The 21,496-nt window shown below is 46.5% G+C and carries 27 protein-coding genes; 15 read left to right on the top strand and 12 right to left on the bottom strand.

Going from position 1 to position 21,496, the window contains the following annotated elements; all coding sequences use genetic code 11:
- Nucleotides 1-33: 33 nt before the first annotated feature.
- From QFZ78_RS17870 to QFZ78_RS17850, 5 genes are all read left to right on the top strand, one after another.
- Entirely contained in the window at nt 34-690 is a 657-nt protein-coding gene (locus tag QFZ78_RS17870) for a TetR/AcrR family transcriptional regulator (RefSeq protein ID WP_307549560.1), read from the top strand.
- Nucleotides 691-820: 130 nt separating this feature from the next.
- On the top strand, nt 821-1,045 hold the full coding sequence (locus tag QFZ78_RS17865; RefSeq protein WP_307549558.1) for a DUF1128 domain-containing protein: 225 nt from the start codon (nt 821-823) through the stop codon (nt 1,043-1,045).
- Nucleotides 1,046-1,236: 191 nt separating this feature from the next.
- Nucleotides 1,237-1,551, top strand: coding sequence for a hypothetical protein (locus tag QFZ78_RS17860; protein ID WP_307549556.1), 315 nt, complete (start codon nt 1,237-1,239; stop codon nt 1,549-1,551).
- Nucleotides 1,552-1,702: 151 nt separating this feature from the next.
- Complete coding sequence (locus tag QFZ78_RS17855; protein WP_307549555.1) at nt 1,703-1,945, top strand: spore germination protein; 243 nt, start codon at nt 1,703-1,705, stop codon at nt 1,943-1,945.
- A gap of 20 nt (nt 1,946-1,965) precedes the next feature.
- Nucleotides 1,966-2,226, top strand: coding sequence for a hypothetical protein (locus QFZ78_RS17850; RefSeq protein ID WP_307549554.1), 261 nt, complete (start codon nt 1,966-1,968; stop codon nt 2,224-2,226).
- A 22-nt stretch (nt 2,227-2,248) separates the two neighbouring features.
- Here the strand turns inward: QFZ78_RS17850 and QFZ78_RS17845 are convergent, their stop codons facing one another.
- The 7 genes from QFZ78_RS17845 to QFZ78_RS17815 form a co-directional block, all read right to left on the bottom strand.
- Entirely contained in the window at nt 2,249-2,584 is a 336-nt protein-coding gene (locus QFZ78_RS17845) for a hypothetical protein (protein WP_307549552.1), read from the bottom strand.
- A gap of 26 nt (nt 2,585-2,610) precedes the next feature.
- Nucleotides 2,611-3,156, bottom strand: coding sequence for a hypothetical protein (locus QFZ78_RS17840; protein WP_307549551.1), 546 nt, complete (start codon nt 3,154-3,156; stop codon nt 2,611-2,613).
- Nucleotides 3,157-3,164: 8 nt separating this feature from the next.
- Complete coding sequence (locus tag QFZ78_RS17835; RefSeq protein WP_307549550.1) at nt 3,165-3,383, bottom strand: hypothetical protein; 219 nt, start codon at nt 3,381-3,383, stop codon at nt 3,165-3,167.
- Nucleotides 3,384-3,629: 246 nt separating this feature from the next.
- Nucleotides 3,630-4,073 carry an Hsp20/alpha crystallin family protein gene (locus tag QFZ78_RS17830; protein WP_307549549.1) on the bottom strand — a complete coding sequence of 148 codons (444 nt, stop codon included), beginning with the start codon at nt 4,071-4,073 and terminating at the stop codon, nt 3,630-3,632.
- 100 nt (nt 4,074-4,173) lie between these two features.
- Nucleotides 4,174-4,467 carry an alpha/beta-type small acid-soluble spore protein gene (locus QFZ78_RS17825; protein WP_029199178.1) on the bottom strand — a complete coding sequence of 98 codons (294 nt, stop codon included), beginning with the start codon at nt 4,465-4,467 and terminating at the stop codon, nt 4,174-4,176.
- Nucleotides 4,468-4,487: 20 nt separating this feature from the next.
- Nucleotides 4,488-4,934 (bottom strand): GtrA family protein, encoded by a 447-nt coding sequence (locus tag QFZ78_RS17820; protein ID WP_307549547.1) that lies wholly within the window; start codon nt 4,932-4,934, stop codon nt 4,488-4,490.
- Nucleotides 4,935-4,941: 7 nt separating this feature from the next.
- Nucleotides 4,942-5,964 (bottom strand): glycosyltransferase family 2 protein, encoded by a 1,023-nt coding sequence (locus QFZ78_RS17815; protein ID WP_307549545.1) that lies wholly within the window; start codon nt 5,962-5,964, stop codon nt 4,942-4,944.
- Between the two features lie 205 nt (nt 5,965-6,169).
- On the opposite strand from QFZ78_RS17815, the gene QFZ78_RS17810 reads away from it, so the two are divergent.
- The 3 genes from QFZ78_RS17810 (at nt 6,170) to QFZ78_RS17800 (ending at nt 8,089) form a co-directional block, all read left to right on the top strand.
- Nucleotides 6,170-7,435 carry a mannosyltransferase family protein gene (locus QFZ78_RS17810; protein ID WP_307549543.1) on the top strand — a complete coding sequence of 422 codons (1,266 nt, stop codon included), beginning with the start codon at nt 6,170-6,172 and terminating at the stop codon, nt 7,433-7,435.
- Nucleotides 7,425-7,655: a helix-turn-helix domain-containing protein gene (locus QFZ78_RS17805; RefSeq protein ID WP_307549542.1), complete on the top strand. Its 231-nt coding sequence runs from the start codon at nt 7,425-7,427 to the stop codon at nt 7,653-7,655. Before QFZ78_RS17810 ends, QFZ78_RS17805 begins: the two co-directional genes overlap by 11 nt.
- Nucleotides 7,656-7,726: 71 nt before the next feature.
- Nucleotides 7,727-8,089, top strand: coding sequence for a VOC family protein (locus QFZ78_RS17800; protein WP_307549539.1), 363 nt, complete (start codon nt 7,727-7,729; stop codon nt 8,087-8,089).
- Nucleotides 8,090-8,166: 77 nt separating this feature from the next.
- Here the strand turns inward: QFZ78_RS17800 and QFZ78_RS17795 are convergent, their stop codons facing one another.
- Nucleotides 8,167-8,772: a DUF2087 domain-containing protein gene (locus QFZ78_RS17795; RefSeq protein WP_307549537.1), complete on the bottom strand. Its 606-nt coding sequence runs from the start codon at nt 8,770-8,772 to the stop codon at nt 8,167-8,169.
- Nucleotides 8,773-8,971: 199 nt separating this feature from the next.
- On the opposite strand from QFZ78_RS17795, the gene QFZ78_RS17790 reads away from it, so the two are divergent.
- The gene (locus QFZ78_RS17790) at nt 8,972-9,610 is read left to right on the top strand and encodes a futalosine hydrolase (protein WP_307549535.1); all 639 of its coding nucleotides are present in this window, start codon (nt 8,972-8,974) and stop codon (nt 9,608-9,610) included.
- 1 nt (nt 9,611) lies between these two features.
- Nucleotides 9,612-10,487, top strand: coding sequence for a 1,4-dihydroxy-6-naphtoate synthase (locus QFZ78_RS17785; RefSeq protein ID WP_307549533.1), 876 nt, complete (start codon nt 9,612-9,614; stop codon nt 10,485-10,487).
- Nucleotides 10,488-10,708: 221 nt separating this feature from the next.
- Here QFZ78_RS17785 and QFZ78_RS17780 read toward each other — a convergent pair whose 3' ends face one another.
- The 3 genes from QFZ78_RS17780 to QFZ78_RS17770 form a co-directional block, all read right to left on the bottom strand.
- The gene (locus tag QFZ78_RS17780) at nt 10,709-11,665 is read right to left on the bottom strand and encodes a D-2-hydroxyacid dehydrogenase (protein ID WP_307549532.1); all 957 of its coding nucleotides are present in this window, start codon (nt 11,663-11,665) and stop codon (nt 10,709-10,711) included.
- Nucleotides 11,666-11,687: 22 nt separating this feature from the next.
- Nucleotides 11,688-12,698, bottom strand: a complete 1,011-nt coding sequence (locus QFZ78_RS17775; RefSeq protein ID WP_373459989.1) for an RluA family pseudouridine synthase — start codon at nt 12,696-12,698, stop codon at nt 11,688-11,690.
- A 141-nt stretch (nt 12,699-12,839) separates the two neighbouring features.
- Nucleotides 12,840-13,886: a LacI family DNA-binding transcriptional regulator gene (locus QFZ78_RS17770; protein ID WP_307549530.1), complete on the bottom strand. Its 1,047-nt coding sequence runs from the start codon at nt 13,884-13,886 to the stop codon at nt 12,840-12,842.
- Nucleotides 13,887-14,027: 141 nt separating this feature from the next.
- Between QFZ78_RS17770 and QFZ78_RS17765 the strand changes: the two genes are divergently transcribed.
- The 5 genes from QFZ78_RS17765 (at nt 14,028) to QFZ78_RS17745 (ending at nt 19,788) form a co-directional block, all read left to right on the top strand.
- Nucleotides 14,028-15,371: an FAD-dependent oxidoreductase gene (locus QFZ78_RS17765; protein WP_307549528.1), complete on the top strand. Its 1,344-nt coding sequence runs from the start codon at nt 14,028-14,030 to the stop codon at nt 15,369-15,371.
- Between the two features lie 154 nt (nt 15,372-15,525).
- Nucleotides 15,526-15,750, top strand: coding sequence for a hypothetical protein (locus tag QFZ78_RS17760; protein ID WP_307549526.1), 225 nt, complete (start codon nt 15,526-15,528; stop codon nt 15,748-15,750).
- 91 nt (nt 15,751-15,841) lie between these two features.
- Complete coding sequence (locus QFZ78_RS17755) at nt 15,842-17,605, top strand: B12-binding domain-containing radical SAM protein (protein WP_307549524.1); 1,764 nt, start codon at nt 15,842-15,844, stop codon at nt 17,603-17,605.
- 135 nt (nt 17,606-17,740) lie between these two features.
- Nucleotides 17,741-17,959 carry a pyridoxamine 5'-phosphate oxidase family protein gene (locus tag QFZ78_RS17750; protein ID WP_307549521.1) on the top strand — a complete coding sequence of 73 codons (219 nt, stop codon included), beginning with the start codon at nt 17,741-17,743 and terminating at the stop codon, nt 17,957-17,959.
- A 326-nt stretch (nt 17,960-18,285) separates the two neighbouring features.
- Nucleotides 18,286-19,788, top strand: coding sequence for an IMP dehydrogenase (locus QFZ78_RS17745; protein WP_307549519.1), 1,503 nt, complete (start codon nt 18,286-18,288; stop codon nt 19,786-19,788).
- 694 nt (nt 19,789-20,482) lie between these two features.
- Here the strand turns inward: QFZ78_RS17745 and QFZ78_RS17740 are convergent.
- Nucleotides 20,483-21,448 carry a type I phosphomannose isomerase catalytic subunit gene (locus tag QFZ78_RS17740; protein WP_307549517.1) on the bottom strand — a complete coding sequence of 322 codons (966 nt, stop codon included), beginning with the start codon at nt 21,446-21,448 and terminating at the stop codon, nt 20,483-20,485.
- Between the last annotated feature and the right edge of the window lie 48 nt (nt 21,449-21,496).

Below are 21,496 nucleotides of genomic sequence, written 5' to 3'. Positions count from 1 at the left end.
TTTCATAGAAGCTAAGGATGCGGAGGGATAGGAATGGCTAGGAAAGCAGTCGCGCAAGAGCTTAGCAGAGAACGAATACTTGCAGAAGCGCGGGAATTATTCGCTACTTTCGGCTATCGCGCTTTAACGATGCGCAGCATCGCTAAAGCAATGGGGTACAGCCATGGTGCGCTATATTACCATTTTAACGAGAAAGCTGAACTGTTTTATGCGTTAATTAAGGAAGATTTCTCCGAATTAGTACAGCGTCAGCGGGAAATGATAGTTCGTGAGCAAGGGTTTAGCGTGAATCTGCTTCAAAAGCTGATGATGGAGTTCGTTAGGTTTGGTTTGAATAATCCGCATCATTACGAAATGATGTTCATGATTAACGAGCCAGAACTGCAGCAATATTCGCGTACCGAGCAAGCACAATCCTTGGAAATGTTTGCTATTGTTATCCGTAAAGTAATGGCCGATCAACCGGGAGCCGAGAGCAGGAAGTTTACACTTCCGTGGAATTTGTTTATGTCCTTACATGGCCTCATCTCCTACTGCATTCAGTTCAAACAATCCTATGAGGATGCGCGAAAACTGGCTGAAGAGCATATCCGTCTCATCTGTGTTAGCTTGGATTTGGATTCCTATGAACTGCAGCGTCCGCTTGTTAAAATGGTTAGCCCGAATCTACCAAAATCGATTGTCATATAGAAGGAATCAAGGAAGTGAGACGAGGGTCTTTCTTCCCTTTTTTTTTGTTAGCGACAAGCTTGTATTTTACATTAACCAGCCTGTGCTTTAGAATAATGAAAAGAGAAGCAAGGAAGGATGAACAGTTCACATGGATTTGAACAATTGGTCGGAAGAAAACGTGGAATTTATGTTTGAAGAAATTAAGAGAAAGCTGCGCATGGCTACCGGTGGGTCGATTAAAGCCTCGAACGTCAAGCAGGAAGTATACGAGGACTTGAAGGACTTATACGATTTGGTCGTCAGCAAAAATAATTTCAGCATTAGCGAAATCGATGCGATTACCACAGAGCTCGGTAAGATTCGTAAAGCATAAGCATTTTTTTATCAAAAAAATTGTCGTATTCTTGGCCTTAAGGCTGGAGATACGGCATTTTTTTGCGTTGAACGGAGCGGGGACAACCGCGTATTTTTACCGAAGAATGGACAGCTATCCAAGCGATGTTACCTACACAGCCGTACACTGTAGAGCAATGTATCTCTGGTAGCTGAAGGAGGTGGACGTTCGTGGCATCCAAAATTCGTAAAGACGACGTTCGGAAATTGGTCGGGAAAAATATCGTGGCTCTTAAGAAAGACGGAACTCAAGTAACTGGTAAATTGGTGCGGATCAGCGGTAACACATTGATTGTTGCTCCACAAAACGGCAAAAAGGTTCAAGTAAAAGCCATTATTCCTTTGGTTTTGTTTGATCTGTTAGCGATTGGTACAGCACCTTATGCTTATGGTGGTGGATTTGGCTATGGCGGTGGCTTTGGTGGTTACCCATATGGCGGTAACTTCTATGGCGGCGGCTTCGGTGGTCCAGGATTCTTCTGGTAAAGGAGGACTCTTTCCCAATTAGGGAAAGGGCCTTTTTTTTTTGGTACCATTTCGGCTCTGGATGAATAGGCTAACATACAAGTCTCCGGCCAAAGTCCCTCAAGCTGGGCAGAAGAAGCTGGAAGTTAGCCAAGTATAGGGAGTGAGCAGTGTGCCGAGTTCCATCGTTTTTAACATGATTAATATTAATAATCAAAATACGAATGCAACCATCGGGATCGGTGAGAATGCGCAATCCAGCTGGGATTCTCACAGCAAAAACAATTACGGAACCGGTGAATTTATCGGCAATTCCGTCTCCGCCAATATCGTTAATTTCATCTATGACAACGACTTTATCGACTCGCCGATTAATGATCAGGATTTTAAACCAGCTGTCAATAACCAAGCCTAGTTGAATGGTGGGTGAAAGCCATGCTGAAATTACCGTGTCCACAAGAGCCGCCGCTCATTGAATTTGATGCTATCCATGTGAATTCCATAACCGATGGATCCGGTATTTTTATTGGCACCAATACACAAGTGAATTGGTCTACAAGTGGGAAAGGGAACAATGGCCTTGGAGAAATAAACGGTGACCATAATTACGTGCTTTATAATATCAATACGGTTTACGATAATGACATCATCGATGCGCCTTATACCAAAGGGGACTTGATCATTGGCCGTGTATAAAAAAGCATGCTCCGCAGCTGCTTCAATCAGCAGTTTGCGGAGCATTTGTTGTTTGTTCAGCCTGTGAGTTGGTGGGAGCAGGGGTAAAGCCGGAAGTCTGAGCCTGATTGGCAATCATGTCATGCAGCCATTCGGGCGTTTCGTTATCGCCGATATTGAGCATATCAAGGAAATCAGAGTCGTTGAGCATCGAACGAGTTCCAACTAGCTGATTGTTGTCGCCTTCAACAGCGCCAAAGCCTTGGACCGTTTTCTGATTGCTTTGAAAATCGGTCGGCCAATTGTTGCCCATATTGATGCAGGATGCGCTTTCTACCGATCCGATGCGGATTGAGCCGATAATAAACGTTGGGGACATGAAGGAGGACACCTTATATCACCTCTTTACGATTTGGAATGTGGTGGTGTGTATTTATAACCGGTAGAGGTTCGCTCTGTTTTGGATGCGGCAGCAGCTTGAGAATCAACGTCTACACCTTCACCAGTTGTACGAGAGCCGGCGGCCTTGCTTTCTTTTGACACATGAGCACGTTTAAAAGCTTCATCAACGGGTACACTTTTCTCACTTGGCTTGGCACCGAAATTGTTACCTAAATTCAAAGAACCGCTCAGTTCCTTGATATCGAGTTGATCCAGCCGAAAGGTTAAGTTTTCTAAGACAGGTTGGTGGATATGCAGGGTATCTATATGTATCTTCGGGTGTTTGGCAGTAAGATCAGCTAATTCTTCTTCCAATTTACGTAGACGCCGTTCTAATTGCTGAACATGTTGGTCGTGAATGGGAGACATGGCTCCAGTTTTAAATTCCGATCTAGCTTCAGAACGAATTCCAGAACTAGCTGGGGGTGACACTTTAGCTTTAGCCGTTGATGTTGTTGTCGTTGGCTGCGTTTTGAGTGGGGACGATTTCTTCTTTTTTTGAAACCACATGGGCAATCTCAGCTCTTTCGTATAGATGGTTTAACATCAAAGGTGTCGCCATCTTGGACAACATGCTTGCCACCCATAATAACATTTTGCTCCCCGCTTATCTCCCCTAGCCCCTGATTAACCTTCAAGGAATGGCGCCTTCCGATGATCCGATTCGAGCCCTTATTCACACTGGATGTTTCTGCGATTCCATCAATATGAATAGATTGAAATTGTATGCGTACCATAATAATCCCTCCAATCCTGCATTTCCGAACGATCTCTTTTATTTATATGGGGACAAAGGGAGATTCATTTCTCTTTTTGGTAAAGATTCATTTTTGGATATGAAAAAGATTACCAACCAATCGGCCAAAAAGGCCGGTTAGAAGGTAATCTTTATTTGGTTCGTTCACCATCAACCTTGATGAATGTGGCTTAACTTTGAAGGATTGCGGAGTCATTTATCAAACGGCTACTCCAGAGTTGGTTCATTACGTGAACTGTATAGGGATAACCTTCTCTCCATCCGGAGGAGCAAGCGGGATTCGAATGATGAGTAAACCGTTGTGATACTGCGCCCGCATTTGGTCGGTCATAGCGTTACCGGGTAGGCGGAAAACTCTCTCGAATGCACCAAAAAATCGCTCGGACAACCGCATTTGCTCATCGAGTACTTGGTAGGGCCGAACGAGCATCCCACGCATAAGCAGCGATTGGTCACGGAAAGAAAGCTGAATCTGCTCGGGCGAAGACAATCCGGGAACTTCAGCCACAACAACGAGTTCCTGTGGTGTCTCATACATATCGACTCTTGGCCCGGTTAGCGGGATGATACTGGCAATGTCCTGCCAGAATTCGGGGCCCAGCACATCGCCAGCTTGCGCCGACAGCCCTTTCCAATCGGGCTTAGGCGTTCGGTTGCCTGGGGGATTCATCGGCCATCATCACCTGACTTCTACATAGAAAGTAGCGCTGCGAGCAGCTTGCTACTAGTTTATGTTCACCAGCGGCGGAATATGGCTGTCTGTCATGAACCTATCGCTGCGGTGGCCGCTGATTCGCGAGCTGCTGCTGCGCCATGCGCACAAGCTCACGCACCATGGCCCCACCAATCGGACCGCCGACCTTGCCCGCGTCTTCCGAGCTAAGCTGCCCGTTGTAGCCCTGTTGAAGGGGGACGCCAAGCGTTCGGGCTACTTCATATTTTACGAGATCAGGTCGTTCTGGGTTGACATTATACCCCTGATTCTTCATGACCTGCGCCTTGAGAAGTCCCAAGCCGTGTTCCGATCCGGGCACGATGGCCCGGTTGCTTCTTCTTCGTGCCATTAGGCATCACCTCTTGGTGATTAGGATGCCCTGGGGTTGTCCATACCATGAGTACGGAATGTAAAATATTTATGTCCCAAATAATTTCCAATCGTATACAAGCCATTCCCAATCAAAATGGCAGCATTGTGCAGCCAATCTGTCCGTACGGATGGCATGACCGAGCTTGCTGCTTCTGCAAGAAGCCAACTTAAGCCATAAGAGACGCCATAACAGCTCAAAATAACAACAGCAAATTTCCACCAACTGCTGCCGACGCTGACATTGGAACGAAACGTAAATGTACGATTCAACGTGTAGCTAACTATAGCGCCTAGGGTATTTCCTGCGAAAGTGGATATCCAATAATTCAGGTGCAGCAGATTAAAGAAAGCAAAGCTGGCTGACAGGCCAACCAACGTATTAAACAGTCCGACAAGTAAGAAGCGAGCGAAGCTGCTAGTCAACAAAGCTTTTATCCAGTTCATCGTAGGATCACCGTGTGGAACTTACTTGAGTGGATGGAGGATGGACCGTTTCCTGTTCTTGTCCAGTGGCTGTCAAATCTTTCTCAATGACGAAAAGCGGTCGCTGCTTCACTTCTTTATATATTTTACCTATGTATTCACCAATTAAGCCGAGAGCGAGAAGCTGAACGCCCCCAATAAACCAAACCGAAAGAATAAGCGATGTCCAACCGGTAACGTTCGCTCCGAGGATTTTGCCTACAATTGCGTATAAACCGGCAACGACACTCAACGCGAATAAGAGGAAACCCATCAAGGTGACGAAGCGAATAGGAGTTACACTGAACGACGTGATGCCATCCAAGGCGAATGCGAGCATTTTGCGAAGCGGATATTTGGATTCTCCGGCAAAGCGTTCTTTACGGTCGTAATAGACCTGAGTGGATGGGAAGCCGAGCAAAGGCACCATGCCGCGAAGAAATAAATTGACCTCTTGAAACTTCTCCAAATTTTCGAGAGTACGCTTGCTCATTAAGCGGAAATCTGCGTGATTATAATGAATTTTCACACCAAGCGATGTCATTAGCTTATAAAAGCCTTGGGCCGTGGCTCTCTTGAAGAACGTATCCGCTGAGCGATCCTGTCGGATCCCGTAAACGATATCGTATCCTTCGTGAAATTTGACGATAAATTCGCGAATGACATTCGTATCATCTTGCAGATCAGCATCGATGGAAACGACGCAGTCCGAATAGGTCTTGGCTTTCATAAGCCCGGCAAGCAAAGCGCTTTGATGGCCGGCATTTTTCGCAAGCTTAAGCCCAGTCATAAAGGGACTGGAAGCGTGGAAGCGTTCAATAAGCGTCCAAGTTGCATCCTTGCTGCCATCATCGACAAACAGTACTGAGCTTGTTGTGGCAATTAGCTTATCAGAGATGAGAGTTTGTAACACATTAGTAAGTTGGAATACCGTTTCAGGAAGTACTTCTTCTTCGTTATAGCAGGGGACCACAATGGTCAAAACGGGATAAACCACAATTCTCGTCTCCATTCTGAAAAGGGGATTAAAGGATGATATATGGCTTTCATTATATCGTAATGTATGTAAAATATTAATTTTTAACGAAAATTAAACATTTTTAACAAATGAACGTCCTTATTAATAGGCTCTTTACGAATCCTTAACTTGGTAAAAGAGGAGGAATCAGGTAAATTTACAGAAAAGATAAATGATGCTTGGATAGGAGAGATGGAGGATGGAACAACGGATAGAGAAAGTGCCAAAAAGAGGGAAGGCCAATGTGATACTGTCGATTGTCTTGCTTGTGATTATTTCTCGTGCACTCCTGTTATTTACTGGATATATCGGGATGAATTTGTTCAGTAAATCTTCTCAGGTACCGGTTTATATGCAGAATGTACCAGGTACCTTGTCCAAGTGGACGCTGAAGCTTCCTGGAGAACTAGCTTCTACGGAAAAGCTGAAATTAGAGGATTTTATCAAGTTTGACACGTATTCCTATTTAAAAATAGCGACACAAGGTTATGATAAATTTCGGATGGACGAACCACATACAGCAGCAAATTGGGTTTTCTTTCCATTATTCCCGCTGCTGATTTTCTTACTTGGTAAAATATTTTGGTTCGAGCCTGCGATAGTCGGTATGATCGTTTCGAATCTATGTTTGCTTGGAGCTCTTATTTATATCTATTTTATTGCCTTGCAGCGGGGACTCAGTGAACGTCAGGCGGGAACCGTACTATTACTAATTGTGATATACCCATCGTCGCTTTACTATACCCTACCGTATACAGAGAGTCTATTTCTGCTGCTCTCGGCAGCCTCCATCTATTATGCAGGCAGCAAAAAGTATGCACTCGCTTTTATAGCTGCTAGCTTATCCACTGTAACAAGGGTGCCTGGGTTTATCAACCTTGCTTTTGTCATGGGTACCGTGTTTATGGACGAAGGGTTCAAATGGACCTGGCGTTACCTGAAATGGTCGTTGTACAGCATTTTATCCCTTATCCCAATGGGTATTTATCTCCTACATATGAAAATCGTCACCGGTGATTTCTTGGCACCTTTCCATGAACAGAGCTTGCACTGGTTCCGGTATACTACCGCCCCGTTTGTCAATTATTTTGGTTATTTGAAAAAGCCTTACTTCTCCACGCCTGATGGCTGGGATAACGGCTTCATTGCTTTTACCGTATCGACGGCTGTGTTACTTGTTTTCTTAAGTTATTTGATAGTCCATGTAAAAAAGCTGCTGATAAATAAGCACGAGCTGCTATTTTTCGTTTATGGCTTGCTGTTAATCGTCATCCCATTTTCAAGTCAACCCTTATTTCTCGTAAGCGTCGTACGCTATATGATGGTGAGTATACCGCTTTATTTCTACTTAGTGAGGTTAACCGAAAAGTGGGAAAATGCCCGGATTTTCTATATGATGCTGTTTATGATTCTACAGGTTTTCGTGACGATTGGCTTTTTTAATGGGTATTATTTTGTTATCTAAAACAGGGTTGAATGACGAAAAGCGGCCGGAACATGAATCATTGCCCCAGCCGCTTATGCATACCTGTATGACGGAATATGGCTACTATGATTATGCGCACTTCTCCAAAGATTTCAAGAAATCTCTAGGCATAACACCAGCTGAATACAAAAAGTGGATACTGCGTGCTTTCGAGCAAAGGAAGCAATCGAAGAATGTCGTATTTTTACAAGACGAATAAGAAACATTAATGCTATGATTCCAACTGAGACAAGCGTTAAATCAACGAACACAAACAGGGAGGAATCATTCATGATTCAGAAAATAGCAACAGTTGGCATTTATGTGGAAGATCAGCAAAAGGCCAAAACGTTTTGGACCGAAAAAGTTGGATTTGAAGTCGTTCGTGAAACGCCAATGGGTCCTAATTCTTTCTGGTTAGAGGTAGCGCCGCAAGGAGCGGAGTCCGCACTAGTCATTTATCCGAAAAGCATGATGCCAAATTATGCCGAACTTAAGCCTTCTGTGGTCTTTGTTACGGATGATATTCAGACGACCTACGCGAACATGAAGTCCAAAGGCGTTGAATTCGAAGGGGAACTATCCAAGATGCAGTGGGGAACTTTTGCCACATTTAAGGATGAGGATGGTAATACGTTTCTTTTAAAAGGGTAAGGATATGAAGGCAAGGACGAGTTCTTAGGTCGTGTAATCGACTGGGAACCGTCCTTTTTTTATGAATCCAATCTGAATTAGGATAAATTCTCCCATTTGGCCCACATCTCCACGGGATTGAGTTCATAGATCTCGTTCTCGCGAAACATGAACTGGTGCATAATGAATTCTCGTCGAATCGTTGCGAAATCAGGGTGGTAGTTCTTAATAAATGCATTCAGTTCCTTCTCTGTGTAGGTGCGTCCTTTTTCAAGCTGTTCTACAAGATGTTCTAGGACGATAAGCTTTTTCTTGAGCTGAGCAGGGATATGCTTGAGTTTGCCATCTAAGGTTATAAAGTTTCGAATGACAGATTGCTTGAGATTCTGATTACGATCTTCATCCTTCATAGATTCTGTACCTCCTTTCTTATTTTTGAAAATGAGATCAGCCGTCGCGGCGGCATTACTGTGAATGAAATATTCATTTAAAGTGAAGTAAATGGTGTTCTTGTCTCTACGCTCATTGATGAGGCTGGCCTCGCGAAGCTTGGCTGCGTGATGGGTAATAGTTGCTGGGGTAACACCCAATTTCTCGGCAAGTACTTGACCATTCAGCTCTCCATCGGCTAGTAAAATGAGCATGCGAATTCGAGTTGCATCGGCTAGAGCCTTGTGATAGGTAATGATTTTATCTAATTGCATGGCGGTTGCACCTCCTTAAACGAGTATCTAATTTGACTAGTATCTAATTAGATAATAATTAAATTAGATGAAATTGTCAACACAATGGAATCGATCGAGAAGTTGGGCATTCCTCGAAAAGTTTCCTATTTGATCATGGTCATGTAAAATAATCGTATATAAGAATGGTTATTGATCATAAAAGGGGATTGGAACAACGATGCGTGTACTTGTAATGACAGCTGTAGCTCCTGAAAGAGATGCAGTCCAGCGCGGCCTTGGCCATGACAGCAGGTTTGAATTTGCACTAGCTGGCGTTGGACTTGCTGCGGCAGCAGTGAACGGAGCGATAGAGCTTGCGAAAGCTGAATATGACTTGGTTGTAATCGCCGGTATTGCCGGCGGATTTGTAGGTCAAGCGGAGATAGGCTCGCTTGTTGTGGCGAGCGAGATCATCGCCGCGGACCTTGGCGTGGAGCTGCTGGATGGCTTCAGCAGCTTGGATGAACTTGGCTTCGGCTCGACGCGCGTTGGTGTTCCCGCGGATGTGGCCGAGCGATTGACAGCGGCGTTGTTAGCCGCTGGTCTGCAGGCGCAAATGGCGCCAGTACTCACGGTGGCAACAGCCACCGGGACGGCAGCAACAGCAGCTGCGCTGGCTGCGCGCGTGCCTGGAGCCGCTGCCGAAGCCATGGAAGGCTTCGGCATTGCGACAGCTGCGCAGCAGCGCGGCGTGCCTGTGCTGGAGATCCGCGCGATCTCCAATGCGGTTGGTCCTCGTGACCGAGACGCTTGGCGTATCGGTGATGCCTTTAAGGCTTTAGAAGCAGCAAGTTCAGTCCTAGCGGAGGTGCTTTAATATGAAGATTGCGTATTCACCTTGTCCAAATGATACATTTGTTTTCCATGCTTGGGCGCATGGGTTAATCCCAGGTGCCCCCGAGCTGGATGTCTTATATGCTGACATCGACATTACGAACAAGCTAGCTGCTGAAGGCAGCGGGCCGGATGTCCTCAAGATTTCTTACGCAGCACTGCCTTGGGTGCTGAAGGACTATGCTCTGCTGCCTTGCGGCGGCGCCTTGGGCAGAGGTTGCGGACCGCTGGTGCTGATGAAGCACAGCGGCATAGCTGGAGCAGCGGGGAAAACGGGAACAGCGGGAACAGTGCCAGACCCGGCCATGCTCAGCGGCCGCCGGGTCGCTGTGCCGAGCGAGCGCTCGACCGCGTACTTACTGTTCCGCCTCTGGGCGGCACAGAACGTTCCGGGCGGCGTTGGCGAAATCGTGGTCATGCCGTTCCACGAGATCATGCCCGCCGTGCGGGACGGCCTCATCGATGCCGGCCTTGTCATTCATGAAGCGCGCTTCACTTACCCGTCGTACGGGTTAGCGCTTCTCACAGATCTGGGCAGTTGGTGGGAGTCGGACACCAACCTGCCGATCCCGCTGGGCGCCATCATTGCGCGGCGCTCCATGGATCTTGAGGCGCTTGCGGGCTGGGCCCGCGCCTCGGTCGAATACGCGTGGGCGCATCCGGAAGCATCGCGCGACTACGTCATGGAGCACGCGCAGGAGATGGACCCTCAGGTCGCAGGGGCGCACATCGACCTGTATGTGAATGAGTTTACCGCTGATCTGGGTGAGAGCGGCTATGGCGCCGTCTTGACCTTGCTCCAGCGGGCAGCAGAGGAAGGGCTTGTGCCGCAGATGGATTATGCAGCATTGTTGAAATAACAACAAAAAACCGCTTAAGTGCGCGAACACTTAAGCGGTCTAAATAACGAGGCTATGCATACCCGCAGCCCGCATGGTTTTGTACATAGAGAAGACCACCGTTTAGGGAGCGAACCCTATCATGGTGGTTTTTTCGTCCCTATGGCTGATTTCGTTCATGTCTGCGGGGCAAGAGAGCAGGCTAGATCAGCTGGTTGGATTACCTATTCAAGTCTTCGTAGCTACCCAACCACATTCACCGGACGCCCATCTAGATAAGCACGTACATTACCAATCGCCGTGTTCATCAGTCTAGCTCGTGCTTCTCTTGTTGCCCACGCGATATGCGGGGTAATGATCACATTTTTCGCATGCAGCAAGGGATTGTCTGGCCGAGGCGGTTCTACGGTCAGCACATCGAGACCGGCTCCTGCCAATCTGCCTTCGTTGAGCGCATGAGCGACATCCTCCTCATTGAGAAGGCTGCCTCGTGCTGTATTAATTAAAATAGCCGTCGGTTTCATCTGAGCTATCCGTTTAGCATCTATCAGTTGATTCGTTGCCGGTGTCAACGGACAGTGGAGACTAATGACATCAGAGCGCTGCAGCAGCTCGTCGAGCAGCACCCACTCGATACCCTCAACAGGTTGAGGGACATTTCTTCCGCTGCCAGTCGCGATAACTTTCATCCCCATCGCCTGTGCGATCAACGCGGTTTGTTTGCCGATTTGCCCTAAGCCAATCAGTCCCATGGTTTGACCGCTTAACTCCACGAGCGTAGATCGGCTGTAGCAGAAATCAATAGACCCAGACCAATCCCCATTAAGCACGCTGTCACTATGCTGCTGCACCCGATGGCAAAACTCCAATAACAAAGCAAAGACCAGTTGAGCAACAGAATGCGAGCTGTAAGCAGGAACGTTAGTGACAATAATGCCATTCTCCTTTGCAGCTTGAATATCAACGATATTGTACCCGGTCGCAAGTACGCCGATATAGCGAAGCTTGGGCAGCTGCTGAAGCATTTGAGCGGAAAGCGGCGTTTTATTCGTCAGCACAATCTCCGCGTGAGCAGCGCGCTCAACGATCTGCGATTCAGCAGTTCGATCATAGACAACAAGCTCACCAAGGGAATCTAATCCGCTCCAGTTCAGATCACCAGGATTTAGTGTGTAGCCATCAAGCACAACGATTTGCATCTCTTATCGCTCCCCAAGCCATTTATTTCTTCGCAGGTAACTCTTTAAACGGATTCAAAAACAGCTTCGGAATATGCGTCTCAAATCGCAGTAGCTGACCCGTTGTCGGATGCAAAAATGCAAGCACACGCGCATGCAGTCCAAGGCGGCCGATTTCCTTCGTTTTTGAACCGTATTTCTTATCGCCAACAACGGGGTGGCCGATGTCCTGCATATGAACGCGGATTTGATTTTTGCGGCCGGTTTCGAGATTTACCTCTAACAGTGAAAAGCTCCGGTTCGCTTGTAACGTTTTAAAATGAGTAACTGCGTGCTGTCCATCATTTGGATACGGTGTCGAAAACATTTTAAGCGACTTCGTATGCTCTTTGAGCCATGAGGAAATGGTCCCTTCAGGCTTCTTCACCATACCTTCAACCAGGGCAACGTACGTGCGTTCTTTGACACTCTCCTGCCAAGTGTTCTGTAGGTGCTGCTGAGCCTCCTCGTTTTTGGCAAACATCATCACGCCGGATGTATCTCGATCCAGTCTATGTACAACGAAAATCCGAGCCTTCGGATCGTGGTTCCGAACATGTGCCGTGAGCTGCCGATAGGCTGTAATCTCATTTTCTTTCGTATTTGTAGCGATCGATAATAGCCCGGCATCCTTTTGAATGACAATCACATCTTCATCTTCATGCAAAATCGTCATGCCAGCAAGCGGGATATCTTCGACGATTTTATCCTTGTTAATGGTCACCGTTTGCTCTGGCTGCAATGGATAATTGTAAGCTGTTACGGCTTTTCCATTTACGGCGACTTGTCCACGGGCAAGTATGGCTTTAACCGAATTTCGGCCCAAGCTCGAAAGCTTTTCTATTAAAAAAGGCAGAAGCTCAGAGGACTCCTTGACGGTGTACTGGCGAGTGCTCATCTCTTGGTTACCTTTAGACGGAGTAGGATTCTGGCTCTGACTCTTATTTTGCTTGAATTTGGGATTCTGGTTCTGGTTTTTGTTTGGACTTTGAAACTTACCTTGCTTCTTTTGCATACAAAAGACCTCCTATTGCGATCGCTTACCTTCCGGTCAGATCATTCACCTTACAATATACCACGTTCGCAAAAGCAAAAGAAACGCTATGAGGGAAGATCCTATATAGCGCGCGACTTACATGGTACATGTCACGGGAATTTACTTATCTGCTACCTGTCCCGCCAGCTTCTGAATCGTGCTTCCCGCGAAAAAGTCTCCCTGTAACCGCACATGTTCAAACGGTAAATGAGGATTCGCAATTCGCCAAAGCATCCGATCCGCTGCGCGATAGCCGGTTTCTCGAATCGGCAGCTGCGGGCGCGAGCACAGGGGAAGCGTGTCACTTTGTTCATTGAGCAGTGCGACTAACGAGCATTGCTGCGGAACAGCAACCCCTAGGCGGCGCAGCGTGTGATACACAGGCGCAGCTTCCTCATCGATACCGCAAATAACGGCCGTGGGCTTATGCGTCCTATAGAGCACTCCGAAATTCTGCAGCCATCGATCTGTGCCGTCTCGCTCCGTTGCATGTTCTTGCGGATCCACCGAAAACCCGGCTTCTTTCATCGCCTCGCGAAAGGCCTGCCACCGGATAACGAAGCCACGTTGATCCAACGCATCTCCGACGTACATAATCTTCCGATGCCCCATTCGCACAAGTCTTCGAACCGCTTGGAAAACAGCCTCGTATACATCCCAGATCACACTGTCCACCTTAGTTTCCGGTGGTGGGAAGTTCAGCAGAATGCGAGGGAGCGGAAGCTCCAACAATTTCAGCTCCAGAAGATCCAAATTCATCCGCGGTGCTATGAACACACCTTCCGCATACATCAGCTCTTGCTCATCCGCCCATGCTTCAAATTGTGAGGGCTTTAGCTGTGGAGGGATGAGGAGAGGCTGTACCGTGTGGCCGAATTCCATGAATCTTTCGTGCAGTCCTTGCAGTAATAGTCGATTGAAGTTTAAAGACTGTTTATTTTGGACCAGCACAAACCGGCGCTTTACAACAGGGTAGGGTGAAATATGATCCAGCTGCAGCGTTTGTTTCTGATCTTTGGTCATATAGCCAAGCTCGCGTGCCAGCCGGAACACTTCACTTCGTGTTTGTTCGGACATGCCGGGGAGTCCACGCAGCGCTTTAGACACCGTTTGTATCGTAAGACCGAGCTCAGCGGCCAAATCGTGAAGCGTAATTCGTTTGCGCATATGTCGGTGAATTCCCCTTTTCAATGAAATGAATGAACTGTAATTTTAAACTAAATTTAAACTAAAAAGAAGGTTAAATTTAAACTACACTAAGAAGAAAGCAAGTAAGTAAGATAACATAAAAAAAGGGAGCGAGTACAGATGAACAAAATCATAGAAGCAGATATCGTCGTTGTAGGGGGAGGTCCAGCTGGTGTGAACGCGGCCATTGCGGCAGGACGAAGTGGGGCCAAGACGGTTTTAATAGAGAAATACGGTTTTATTGGCGGGATGTCAACCGCTGCGCTTGTTTATCCATGGATGACCTTTCATACTACTGATGGCAAGCAAGTCATTAAAGGACTTGCGCAAGAGATCATCGACCGCCTCATGGCAATGAATGCATCCCCCGGCCATCTTCGGGACACCGTAGGCTTTGTGAATACAATTACGCCATACCACCCTGAGATTTATAAAGTGCTTGCTGTTGATATGTTGAAAGAAGCGGGTGTTAAGCTGCTATTCCATAGCTTTGTTGATCATGTAGAGACCGTAAACAACCGAATCCAGTCCGTACAACTAACGTCCAAGTCGGGTAGAATTGATGTGAAGGGCAAAGTATTTATCGATACAACAGGAGATGCGGATCTTGCTTATTTATCTGGGGCGCCTTGCTTGCAGGGGCGTGACGGAGATAAACTCACACAACCAATGACGATGAAGTTCCGGATGCGCGGTGTGGATTTGGCCGTTGTCAAACAGTACATGATTGACAATCCAGATGAATTTTATAAAAAGACACCGATTGATGAGCTTGCTGATCTGCCTTTGTCTGGTGTTTTGGGTTATTACAAGCACTGGAAGGAAGCGAACCTGCCGATTAATCGAGATCAAGTGCTCTTCTTCACAGGTCCTGAAGCCGACGAAGTACTGGTCAACACTACGCGTGTACAAGGGCTTGATGGTACCGATGTAGAAGATTTGACGGAGGCCGAGGAGCTAGGTCGTAAGCAGGTGCTGATGGTAGCAGAGTTCATGAAAAATAATCTTCCAGGCTTTGAAAAAGCCTCGATTTCATCGGTAGGCGCTCAAATCGGTATCCGCGAAACGCGCCGTATTGATGGCCAGTATGCGCTGCAGGTTGCCGATGTCGTGCAAGGACGCCATTTTGAAGATGTTATCGCACGCAGCGGTTACCCGATCGACATTCACGATCCATCCGGCAAAGGTGTGACCGCTGCTTGGGTCGAAGGTGACGGAGCTTACGACATCCCATACCGCTGCCTGCTGCCGCAAAAAATCGAGAACCTGCTGACCGCAGGGCGCTGTATCTCAACGACGCACGAAGCACTCGCGACAACGCGTCTCACTCCAAGCTGTATGGCAACAGGGCAAGCAGCCGGATCAGCAGCAGGACTTGCAGTTAAGCATGGAATTCAACCTGCGAAAATTGATATTGCGGAGCTTCAAGCTGTCCTTGTACGAGATGGAGCAGTGTTGAAGTAGCAAAATGCTTCTCAGCGAAAGCCCAGTAGCCTCCCCGCCGAATAGGGGCGGAAAGGGCGCTTAAAAGCCAACATCTGTATGCCCACCTCCAAATAAGGGAACACTTCTACTTACATGCTGCAACACTAAGTATGAGAAAAGGTGGGAATTCCTTATGCTTTTATATCAGTTAACGCAATGGTTCGAAGAGCGCACCACCCTGCAAAAGGCTTTGTACAGTGGCCCCGCTGAAAATACCGGTGAATTGCAACAAAGAATGCAAGAAGTCGAAGATCAGCTGTATTCCCATGCCGAACGCTGGAAAAATGCGATTCAGGAAGCCTCCTATTTGCAGTTCCCTTATGAGAATCCTCAGTTGGATGACGATATGGTTCTTTAGCTTCTTTGGGAGGGCTTACCTTTGTATTTCCTCGGTTTTCGTGTAGAATTAGATTGTACGATAAACGAGAACAGAACGAGGTTTTTTGATAATGAAAGTACTTGTATCCACACTTAATGCTAAATTCATTCATACCTCCTTGGCTTTACGCTATCTGAAAGCGTTCTGCGAGAAGGATTTTGACGTTGAAATTACAGAATATACGATTAAAGACCCCGTCATGAACGTCGTTTCGGACATTTACCAAAAGGCCCCGGATGTATTGGGTTTTTCTTGTTATATTTGGAACATTGAAGAAACGATAACAATTATTAAAATGATCAAAAAGATTCGGCCAGATCTCCTGATCATGCTTGGCGGCCCTGAAGTCTCCTATGATACCGAGTACTGGATGAATCGCATTCCTGAGGTCGATTTCATTGTGATGGGCGAAGGGGAAGAGACCTTTCACCAACTGCTGACGGAAATTTCAACGACTCGCAAATATCATTTTGTTTATGGACTGGCTTATCGCAAAGGTGAGGAAATCGTACTAATGCCGGGCAGACCTAAGCTGAAACTGGATGATATCCCGTCACCGCACCGTTTTGCAGAAGATGTGCCGAGTCTGGCTAATCGTGTTGTGTATTTTGAGACGAGCCGTGGCTGCCCTTTCTCCTGCCAATTCTGCTTGTCGAGTATTGAGGTCGGTGTGCGGTATTTTGATATGGAACGTACCAAGTCAGACCTGCTGTACTTAATCGACTCCGGCGCGAAGCTAATCAAGTTCGTGGATCGGACATTTAATATTAAGCGTGATTATGCGATGGAGATCTTTGAATTCCTCATTGCGAACCATCGCGGCACCGTGTTCCAATTTGAGATTACTGCGGATATCATGCGCCCAGAGGTACTCGATTACCTAGCAGAGAATGCCCCTCCGGGTACATTCCGCTTCGAGATCGGGGTTCAATCTACGAATGACACAACGAATGATTTGGTGCAGCGCAGGCAGAACTTCTTCAAGCTGAGTCGTACCGTATCTAAGGTGAAAAATAGCTTGAAAATCGATCAGCATCTCGATCTTATTGCCGGCTTGCCAGAAGAGGATTATAACTCGTTCCGCAAAACGTTTAACGATGTCTTTGAACTAGGTCCGGAAGAGCTGCAGCTCGGATTCCTGAAAATGCTGCGCGGTACAGGTATGCGCAATGACGCGCATAAATACGGCTACATCTACATGGATCATGCGCCATATGAGATTCTCGGAAATGACATTCTGCCGTTCACTGATTTGATTCGCATCAAACGGGTGGAGGATGTGTTGGAGAAATATTGGAACGCGCACCGTATGGATCATACGGTCAAATATTTAATCGCCAAAGAATTCGCCTCTGCGTTTGATTTCTTTCAAGAGTTCGGCGATTTCTGGGAAGGCCGTGGTTGGCAGAAAATTGGGCATCAGCTCGAGGATCTGTTTACCCGTTTGCGCGACTTCCTGATACATCGTGAAACGAAAAACATGCACGTCATTGAAGGCTTGATGAAGTTGGATTATTTCCTGGGCCATAAATATAAGCCGCGTAAAATCTGGTGGGAATTCACCTTGGAGAAGTCTGAGCAGAACGCGTACCTGAGGCTTCTGGCTGAGCAGCCTGAGCTCGTCAGCGGGGACTTCCGGAGCCTCCGCATCAATGAAAAAGATCTCCACAAGCACGCGATGCTTGAGGTGCTCCCTTTCGCTTTGCAGACGTATCTGCAGAGCGGAGAGATCGACGAAAGCAGCAAAGAGCTGCTTGTTGTGCACTTCCCGCCGGATGCGCAGCAGCCGGCTAGCTACTACACTATGCCGCTGCAGCAAGTGGCAGCCGTATAATCGAAGCCTCGCTCCCCATGCGAATAGGGAGTGGGGCTTTTTTTTAGCCCAGATAATATGATTTAATCAGGTCTTTTCAGGGTAATCTATGGTAGTTGAAACACCTGCCAATTGATACTTGAGAGAGAGCAACACATGATTGAAACCAAGAATAAGCAGCTGGAAGAACAGATCGAGAAGGTACTGCATGCTAACCAGATATGCTCCTTTGCTACAGTAGACAACGGCAAGCCCAAAGTGCGTTACATGGCCTTGTTCCACGATGGATTGACCATTAACCTTGCGACGAACAAAAAGACGGATAAAGTGGACGAGCTAAAGGACAATCCATATACACATTCTAGTAGGCTATGACGGCAAGACTTCCTCCGAAATTTTGCAGGTCCAAGCAACGGCTACTATTACTGCAAATAATGCGCTTCGTGAGAAGTTATGGAACGACTCCATGAAGCAATGGTTCAATGGACCCGCATGATCCGAACTACGTGGTGCTCGAAACTACGCCTTCCTATATCGAATATATGAATGGAAATTCCGAACCTCAGGTTTGGACGAAATAGCTTCATAAACCTTTTTACATCCCATAAAAGAATTTCCCTGAAAAACCCATTGACCACAGGTAAGGTTAAGTGATAAGATTGAAAAAATTTACCTATGGATACAAAGGAGGAAATCGTAAAGTGGCTACGTATTACTTAGAACCATCCCGTACGTTTAGTGAGTTTTTGTTGATTCCTAATCTTACAACGAAGGAATGTACACCGGCGAATGTGAAGCTTAAGACACCGTTAGTTAAATTCAATAAAGGCGAGGAGCCTGCGATCTCGCTCAATATCCCGTTTTCATCTGCTGTCATGCAGGCCGTATCCGATCATGGAATGGCGATTGCTTTGGCGCGGAGTGGCGGGATTTCGTTTATTTTTGGCTCGCAATCCATTGAAGAAGAAGCTTTGATGGTGCGTAAAGTAAAAGGGTACAAGGCAGGATTTGTAGTTAGCCGTTCCAACTTAACTCCCCAGCATACACTAAGTGATGTATTGGCGTTGAAAGAAGAAACAGGTCATTCTACGGTTGCCATTACCGACGATGGTACAGCGAATGGCAAATTGCTTGGTATTGTAACGGGGCGTGATTACCGGACAAGTCGTGACCCTCTGGATCGCCAAATCCAGCATTTTATGACGCCTTTCGATAAATTGATTTACGGCAAATCAGGAATTACTTTATCGGAAGCAAACAATTTAATTTGGGATCACAAGCTGAATTGTTTACCGATTGTGGATGAGCATCAGAAACTCGATACCCTCGTTTTCCGTAAGGATTATGATGAGCATAAAGAAAATCCGATGGAGCTGTTGGACGCTAACAAAAGCTATATTGTTGGTGCGGGGATTAATACGAAGGATTACAAAGAGAGAGTGCCTGCGCTTGTTGAAGCGGGAGTAGACATTCTAGTCATCGATTCTTCAGATGGTTACAGTGAATGGCAGCGGGAAACGGTTCAGTATGTGAAAGAGAATTTCAATGTGAAGATCGGTGCAGGTAACGTTGTAGACCGTGAAGGGTTCCTTTATCTGGTGGAATCAGGAGCGGATTTCATTAAAGTCGGCATCGGCGGCGGGTCTATCTGTATCACTCGGGAGCAAAAAGGGATTGGTCGCGGACAAGCCTCTTCCATCATGGAAGTTGTTGAAGCCAGAGATCAATACTTCAAAGAAACAGGTACCTACATTCCAATCTGTTCCGATGGTGGTATCGTACATGACTACCATATTACATTAGCCTTAGCCATGGGCGCTGATTTTGTTATGTTGGGCCGATATTTCGCGCGTTTCGATGAGAGCCCGACCAGAAAGCTGAAAGTTGGCAACAACTTCGTGAAAGAATACTGGGGAGAAGGCTCCAATCGTGCCCGCAACTGGCAGCGTTATGATACGGGTGGCAAAAACAAGCTCTTGTTTGAGGAAGGCGTCGATTCGTATGTTCCATATGCTGGAGGCCTGCAGGAGAACCTGGACAAGACGCTTGGTAAAATAAAGTCCACGATGTGCAACTGTGGATCATTAAGCTTGGACGAGCTGAAAAGCAAAGCGAGAATTGCGCTCGTTTCCGCAACCAGCCTTGTTGAAGGCGGAGCGCACGACGTTATTTTAAAAGAAAGCAGCTTATCGGAAGAATCTTAGCTGGGAATAGAACTAGACAGTGCTTCTAAATGAAATAAGCCTCCAAAACCACGGTGAAAGTGGTTTTGGAGGCTTATTTTCATTTCGAGCATGGTTTTCAGCTTTGCTAAGAAATGCTTAATTAACTTAACTTTGCTATGCGAGACTACTGTGACTTAACTGAGCTAAGAAAAACTTCACTATAGCTCAACTTTACTGAGAGATAATTCATAGTAACTCAACTTACTGAAAGAGACTTAGTATTTATTTCGAATTCTGAGTTGTACATTTTACAACATTATCCCGTCCTAAACCGATAAAATCGCAGTAAAGTTGCATTTTGTACAACAGTTTCGACTGATTTCCTTGGAAATCAACATATTTAAGAGGAATTGTTGTACTTTTTACAACACTCCCTACTCACAAGTAAATATTTAGCTCCAATTGTTGTATTTTTTACAACAATTGGAGCTAAAGGGGCGAGGGCAAGGGCAAGGGCAAGGGAGGGGCAAAGTTAAAGCGGAGTCAGAGTCAAAGCAAAGTTAAAGTCAAAGCAAAAGCAAAGCAGAGTCAGAGCAAAGTCAAAGTAAAAGTAAAAAGTAAAAGTAAAAGTAAAAGTAAAAGTAAAAGTAGGTAAAGGTAAAAAAGACAAACTCAAAATCAAACTCAAAAGTGCATTGCTTATGAGCAATAGTGATTATCGCAATAATTACAATTAAGGCAAGTAGCTGCGAATAACCGTCATGCTGCCTTCTAGTGCATAGCTGCCAAGATTGGCAGGAAGCAGGAAGCAGTCGCCTGGCTTCGTGGAGATGCTGCCATCTGCCCACTGGAGGGTTCCGTTCCCGTCTGCAATAACGAGGATGACGAAGCTTTCAGGAGAAGTGCTTAGCTCCCATTTCGGTCCTACTAGGCCTTTTTCTACGGTGAAGAAAGGGGACTCGGCAAGCGTTAACCAAGTACCGGCTTCATTCAAATCTGTTTTCATCCGAGTGGAACCGGAGCCTTCATACGCGATAACGTTGAGAGAATCTTCTATATGAAGATCACGTGGTTTACCATCCAATCCAGGACGATTATAATCGTACAAACGATAGGTCGTATCGGAATTTTGCTGAATCTCGGCAACTAGAACGCCAGCACCAAGGGCATGGACCGTTCCTGCTGGGATGTAGAAGGAATCACCGGCTTCAACAGGCACTTCCTGCAAGCAGTCCAAAATGCGGTTCTCTGCTATGGCTTGAGCTAAGCTTTCACGTGTAACGCCTTCTTGCATGCCATATATAATTTTGGCGCCGGGCTTGGCATCAAGGATGTACCACATCTCTGTTTTGCCGAGCTCGCCGGCAGCCAAATTCTTGTAATGATCGTTCGGATGTACTTGTACGGAAAGGTCGTCTTCGCAATCCAATAACTTGATGAGTAGTGGGAAACGGCCGTTTTTCTCGGAAAATCCTTTGGTGCCGAATAATGTTTTGCCGTAATTCTCGCGAATTTCGTCTAGACCAAGGCCTGCTAATTCGCCATTAATAACCTTCGTCGTTCCATTCGGGTGATCGCCAATCATCCAGCCTTCGCCAATGGCGCCTTCTGGAAGCTGAAAACCAAACTTTTCTAGGGCTCTTCCACCCCAGACACGTTCTTTCATTTCAGGTTGAAATTGAAGCGGGTATGATTTCACAAACTATCCCTACTTTCTTCTCTAATTTCTCCTACAAAAGAATGCTAT

Source organism: Paenibacillus sp. V4I5 (genome assembly GCF_030817255.1).
Classification (GTDB): Bacteria; Bacillota; Bacilli; order Paenibacillales; family NBRC-103111; genus Paenibacillus_E.
Note: the sequence above shows the minus strand (reverse complement) of the source record. Positions and strands in the feature narration are given on the sequence as shown.

What these genes read in the sequence shown, in the direction of transcription:
- QFZ78_RS17770 (WP_307549530.1), bottom strand. Translation starts at nt 13,886, where the DNA reads ATGCGCAAACGAATTACGCTTCACGATTTGGCCGCTGAGCTCGGTCTT.
- QFZ78_RS17840 (WP_307549551.1), bottom strand. Translation starts at nt 3,156, where the DNA reads ATGTGGTTTCAAAAAAAGAAGAAATCGTCCCCACTCAAAACGCAGCCA.
- QFZ78_RS17865 (WP_307549558.1), top strand. Translation starts at nt 821, where the DNA reads ATGGATTTGAACAATTGGTCGGAAGAAAACGTGGAATTTATGTTTGAA.
- QFZ78_RS17755 (WP_307549524.1), top strand. Translation starts at nt 15,842, where the DNA reads ATGAAAGTACTTGTATCCACACTTAATGCTAAATTCATTCATACCTCC.
- QFZ78_RS17780 (WP_307549532.1), bottom strand. Translation starts at nt 11,665, where the DNA reads ATGCAAATCGTTGTGCTTGATGGCTACACACTAAATCCTGGTGATCTG.
- QFZ78_RS17785 (WP_307549533.1), top strand. Translation starts at nt 9,612, where the DNA reads ATGAAGATTGCGTATTCACCTTGTCCAAATGATACATTTGTTTTCCAT.
- QFZ78_RS17850 (WP_307549554.1), top strand. Translation starts at nt 1,966, where the DNA reads ATGCTGAAATTACCGTGTCCACAAGAGCCGCCGCTCATTGAATTTGAT.
- QFZ78_RS17790 (WP_307549535.1), top strand. Translation starts at nt 8,972, where the DNA reads ATGCGTGTACTTGTAATGACAGCTGTAGCTCCTGAAAGAGATGCAGTC.
- QFZ78_RS17830 (WP_307549549.1), bottom strand. Translation starts at nt 4,073, where the DNA reads ATGAATCCCCCAGGCAACCGAACGCCTAAGCCCGATTGGAAAGGGCTG.
- QFZ78_RS17815 (WP_307549545.1), bottom strand. Translation starts at nt 5,964, where the DNA reads ATGGAGACGAGAATTGTGGTTTATCCCGTTTTGACCATTGTGGTCCCC.
- QFZ78_RS17750 (WP_307549521.1), top strand. Translation starts at nt 17,741, where the DNA reads ATGATTGAAACCAAGAATAAGCAGCTGGAAGAACAGATCGAGAAGGTA.
- QFZ78_RS17800 (WP_307549539.1), top strand. Translation starts at nt 7,727, where the DNA reads ATGATTCAGAAAATAGCAACAGTTGGCATTTATGTGGAAGATCAGCAA.
- QFZ78_RS17775 (WP_373459989.1), bottom strand. Translation starts at nt 12,698, where the DNA reads ATGCAAAAGAAGCAAGGTAAGTTTCAAAGTCCAAACAAAAACCAGAAC.
- QFZ78_RS17795 (WP_307549537.1), bottom strand. Translation starts at nt 8,772, where the DNA reads ATGCAATTAGATAAAATCATTACCTATCACAAGGCTCTAGCCGATGCA.
- QFZ78_RS17845 (WP_307549552.1), bottom strand. Translation starts at nt 2,584, where the DNA reads ATGTCCCCAACGTTTATTATCGGCTCAATCCGCATCGGATCGGTAGAA.
- QFZ78_RS17765 (WP_307549528.1), top strand. Translation starts at nt 14,028, where the DNA reads ATGAACAAAATCATAGAAGCAGATATCGTCGTTGTAGGGGGAGGTCCA.
- QFZ78_RS17820 (WP_307549547.1), bottom strand. Translation starts at nt 4,934, where the DNA reads ATGAACTGGATAAAAGCTTTGTTGACTAGCAGCTTCGCTCGCTTCTTA.
- QFZ78_RS17835 (WP_307549550.1), bottom strand. Translation starts at nt 3,383, where the DNA reads ATGGTACGCATACAATTTCAATCTATTCATATTGATGGAATCGCAGAA.
- QFZ78_RS17810 (WP_307549543.1), top strand. Translation starts at nt 6,170, where the DNA reads ATGGAACAACGGATAGAGAAAGTGCCAAAAAGAGGGAAGGCCAATGTG.
- QFZ78_RS17870 (WP_307549560.1), top strand. Translation starts at nt 34, where the DNA reads ATGGCTAGGAAAGCAGTCGCGCAAGAGCTTAGCAGAGAACGAATACTT.
- QFZ78_RS17760 (WP_307549526.1), top strand. Translation starts at nt 15,526, where the DNA reads ATGCTTTTATATCAGTTAACGCAATGGTTCGAAGAGCGCACCACCCTG.
- QFZ78_RS17825 (WP_029199178.1), bottom strand. Translation starts at nt 4,467, where the DNA reads ATGGCACGAAGAAGAAGCAACCGGGCCATCGTGCCCGGATCGGAACAC.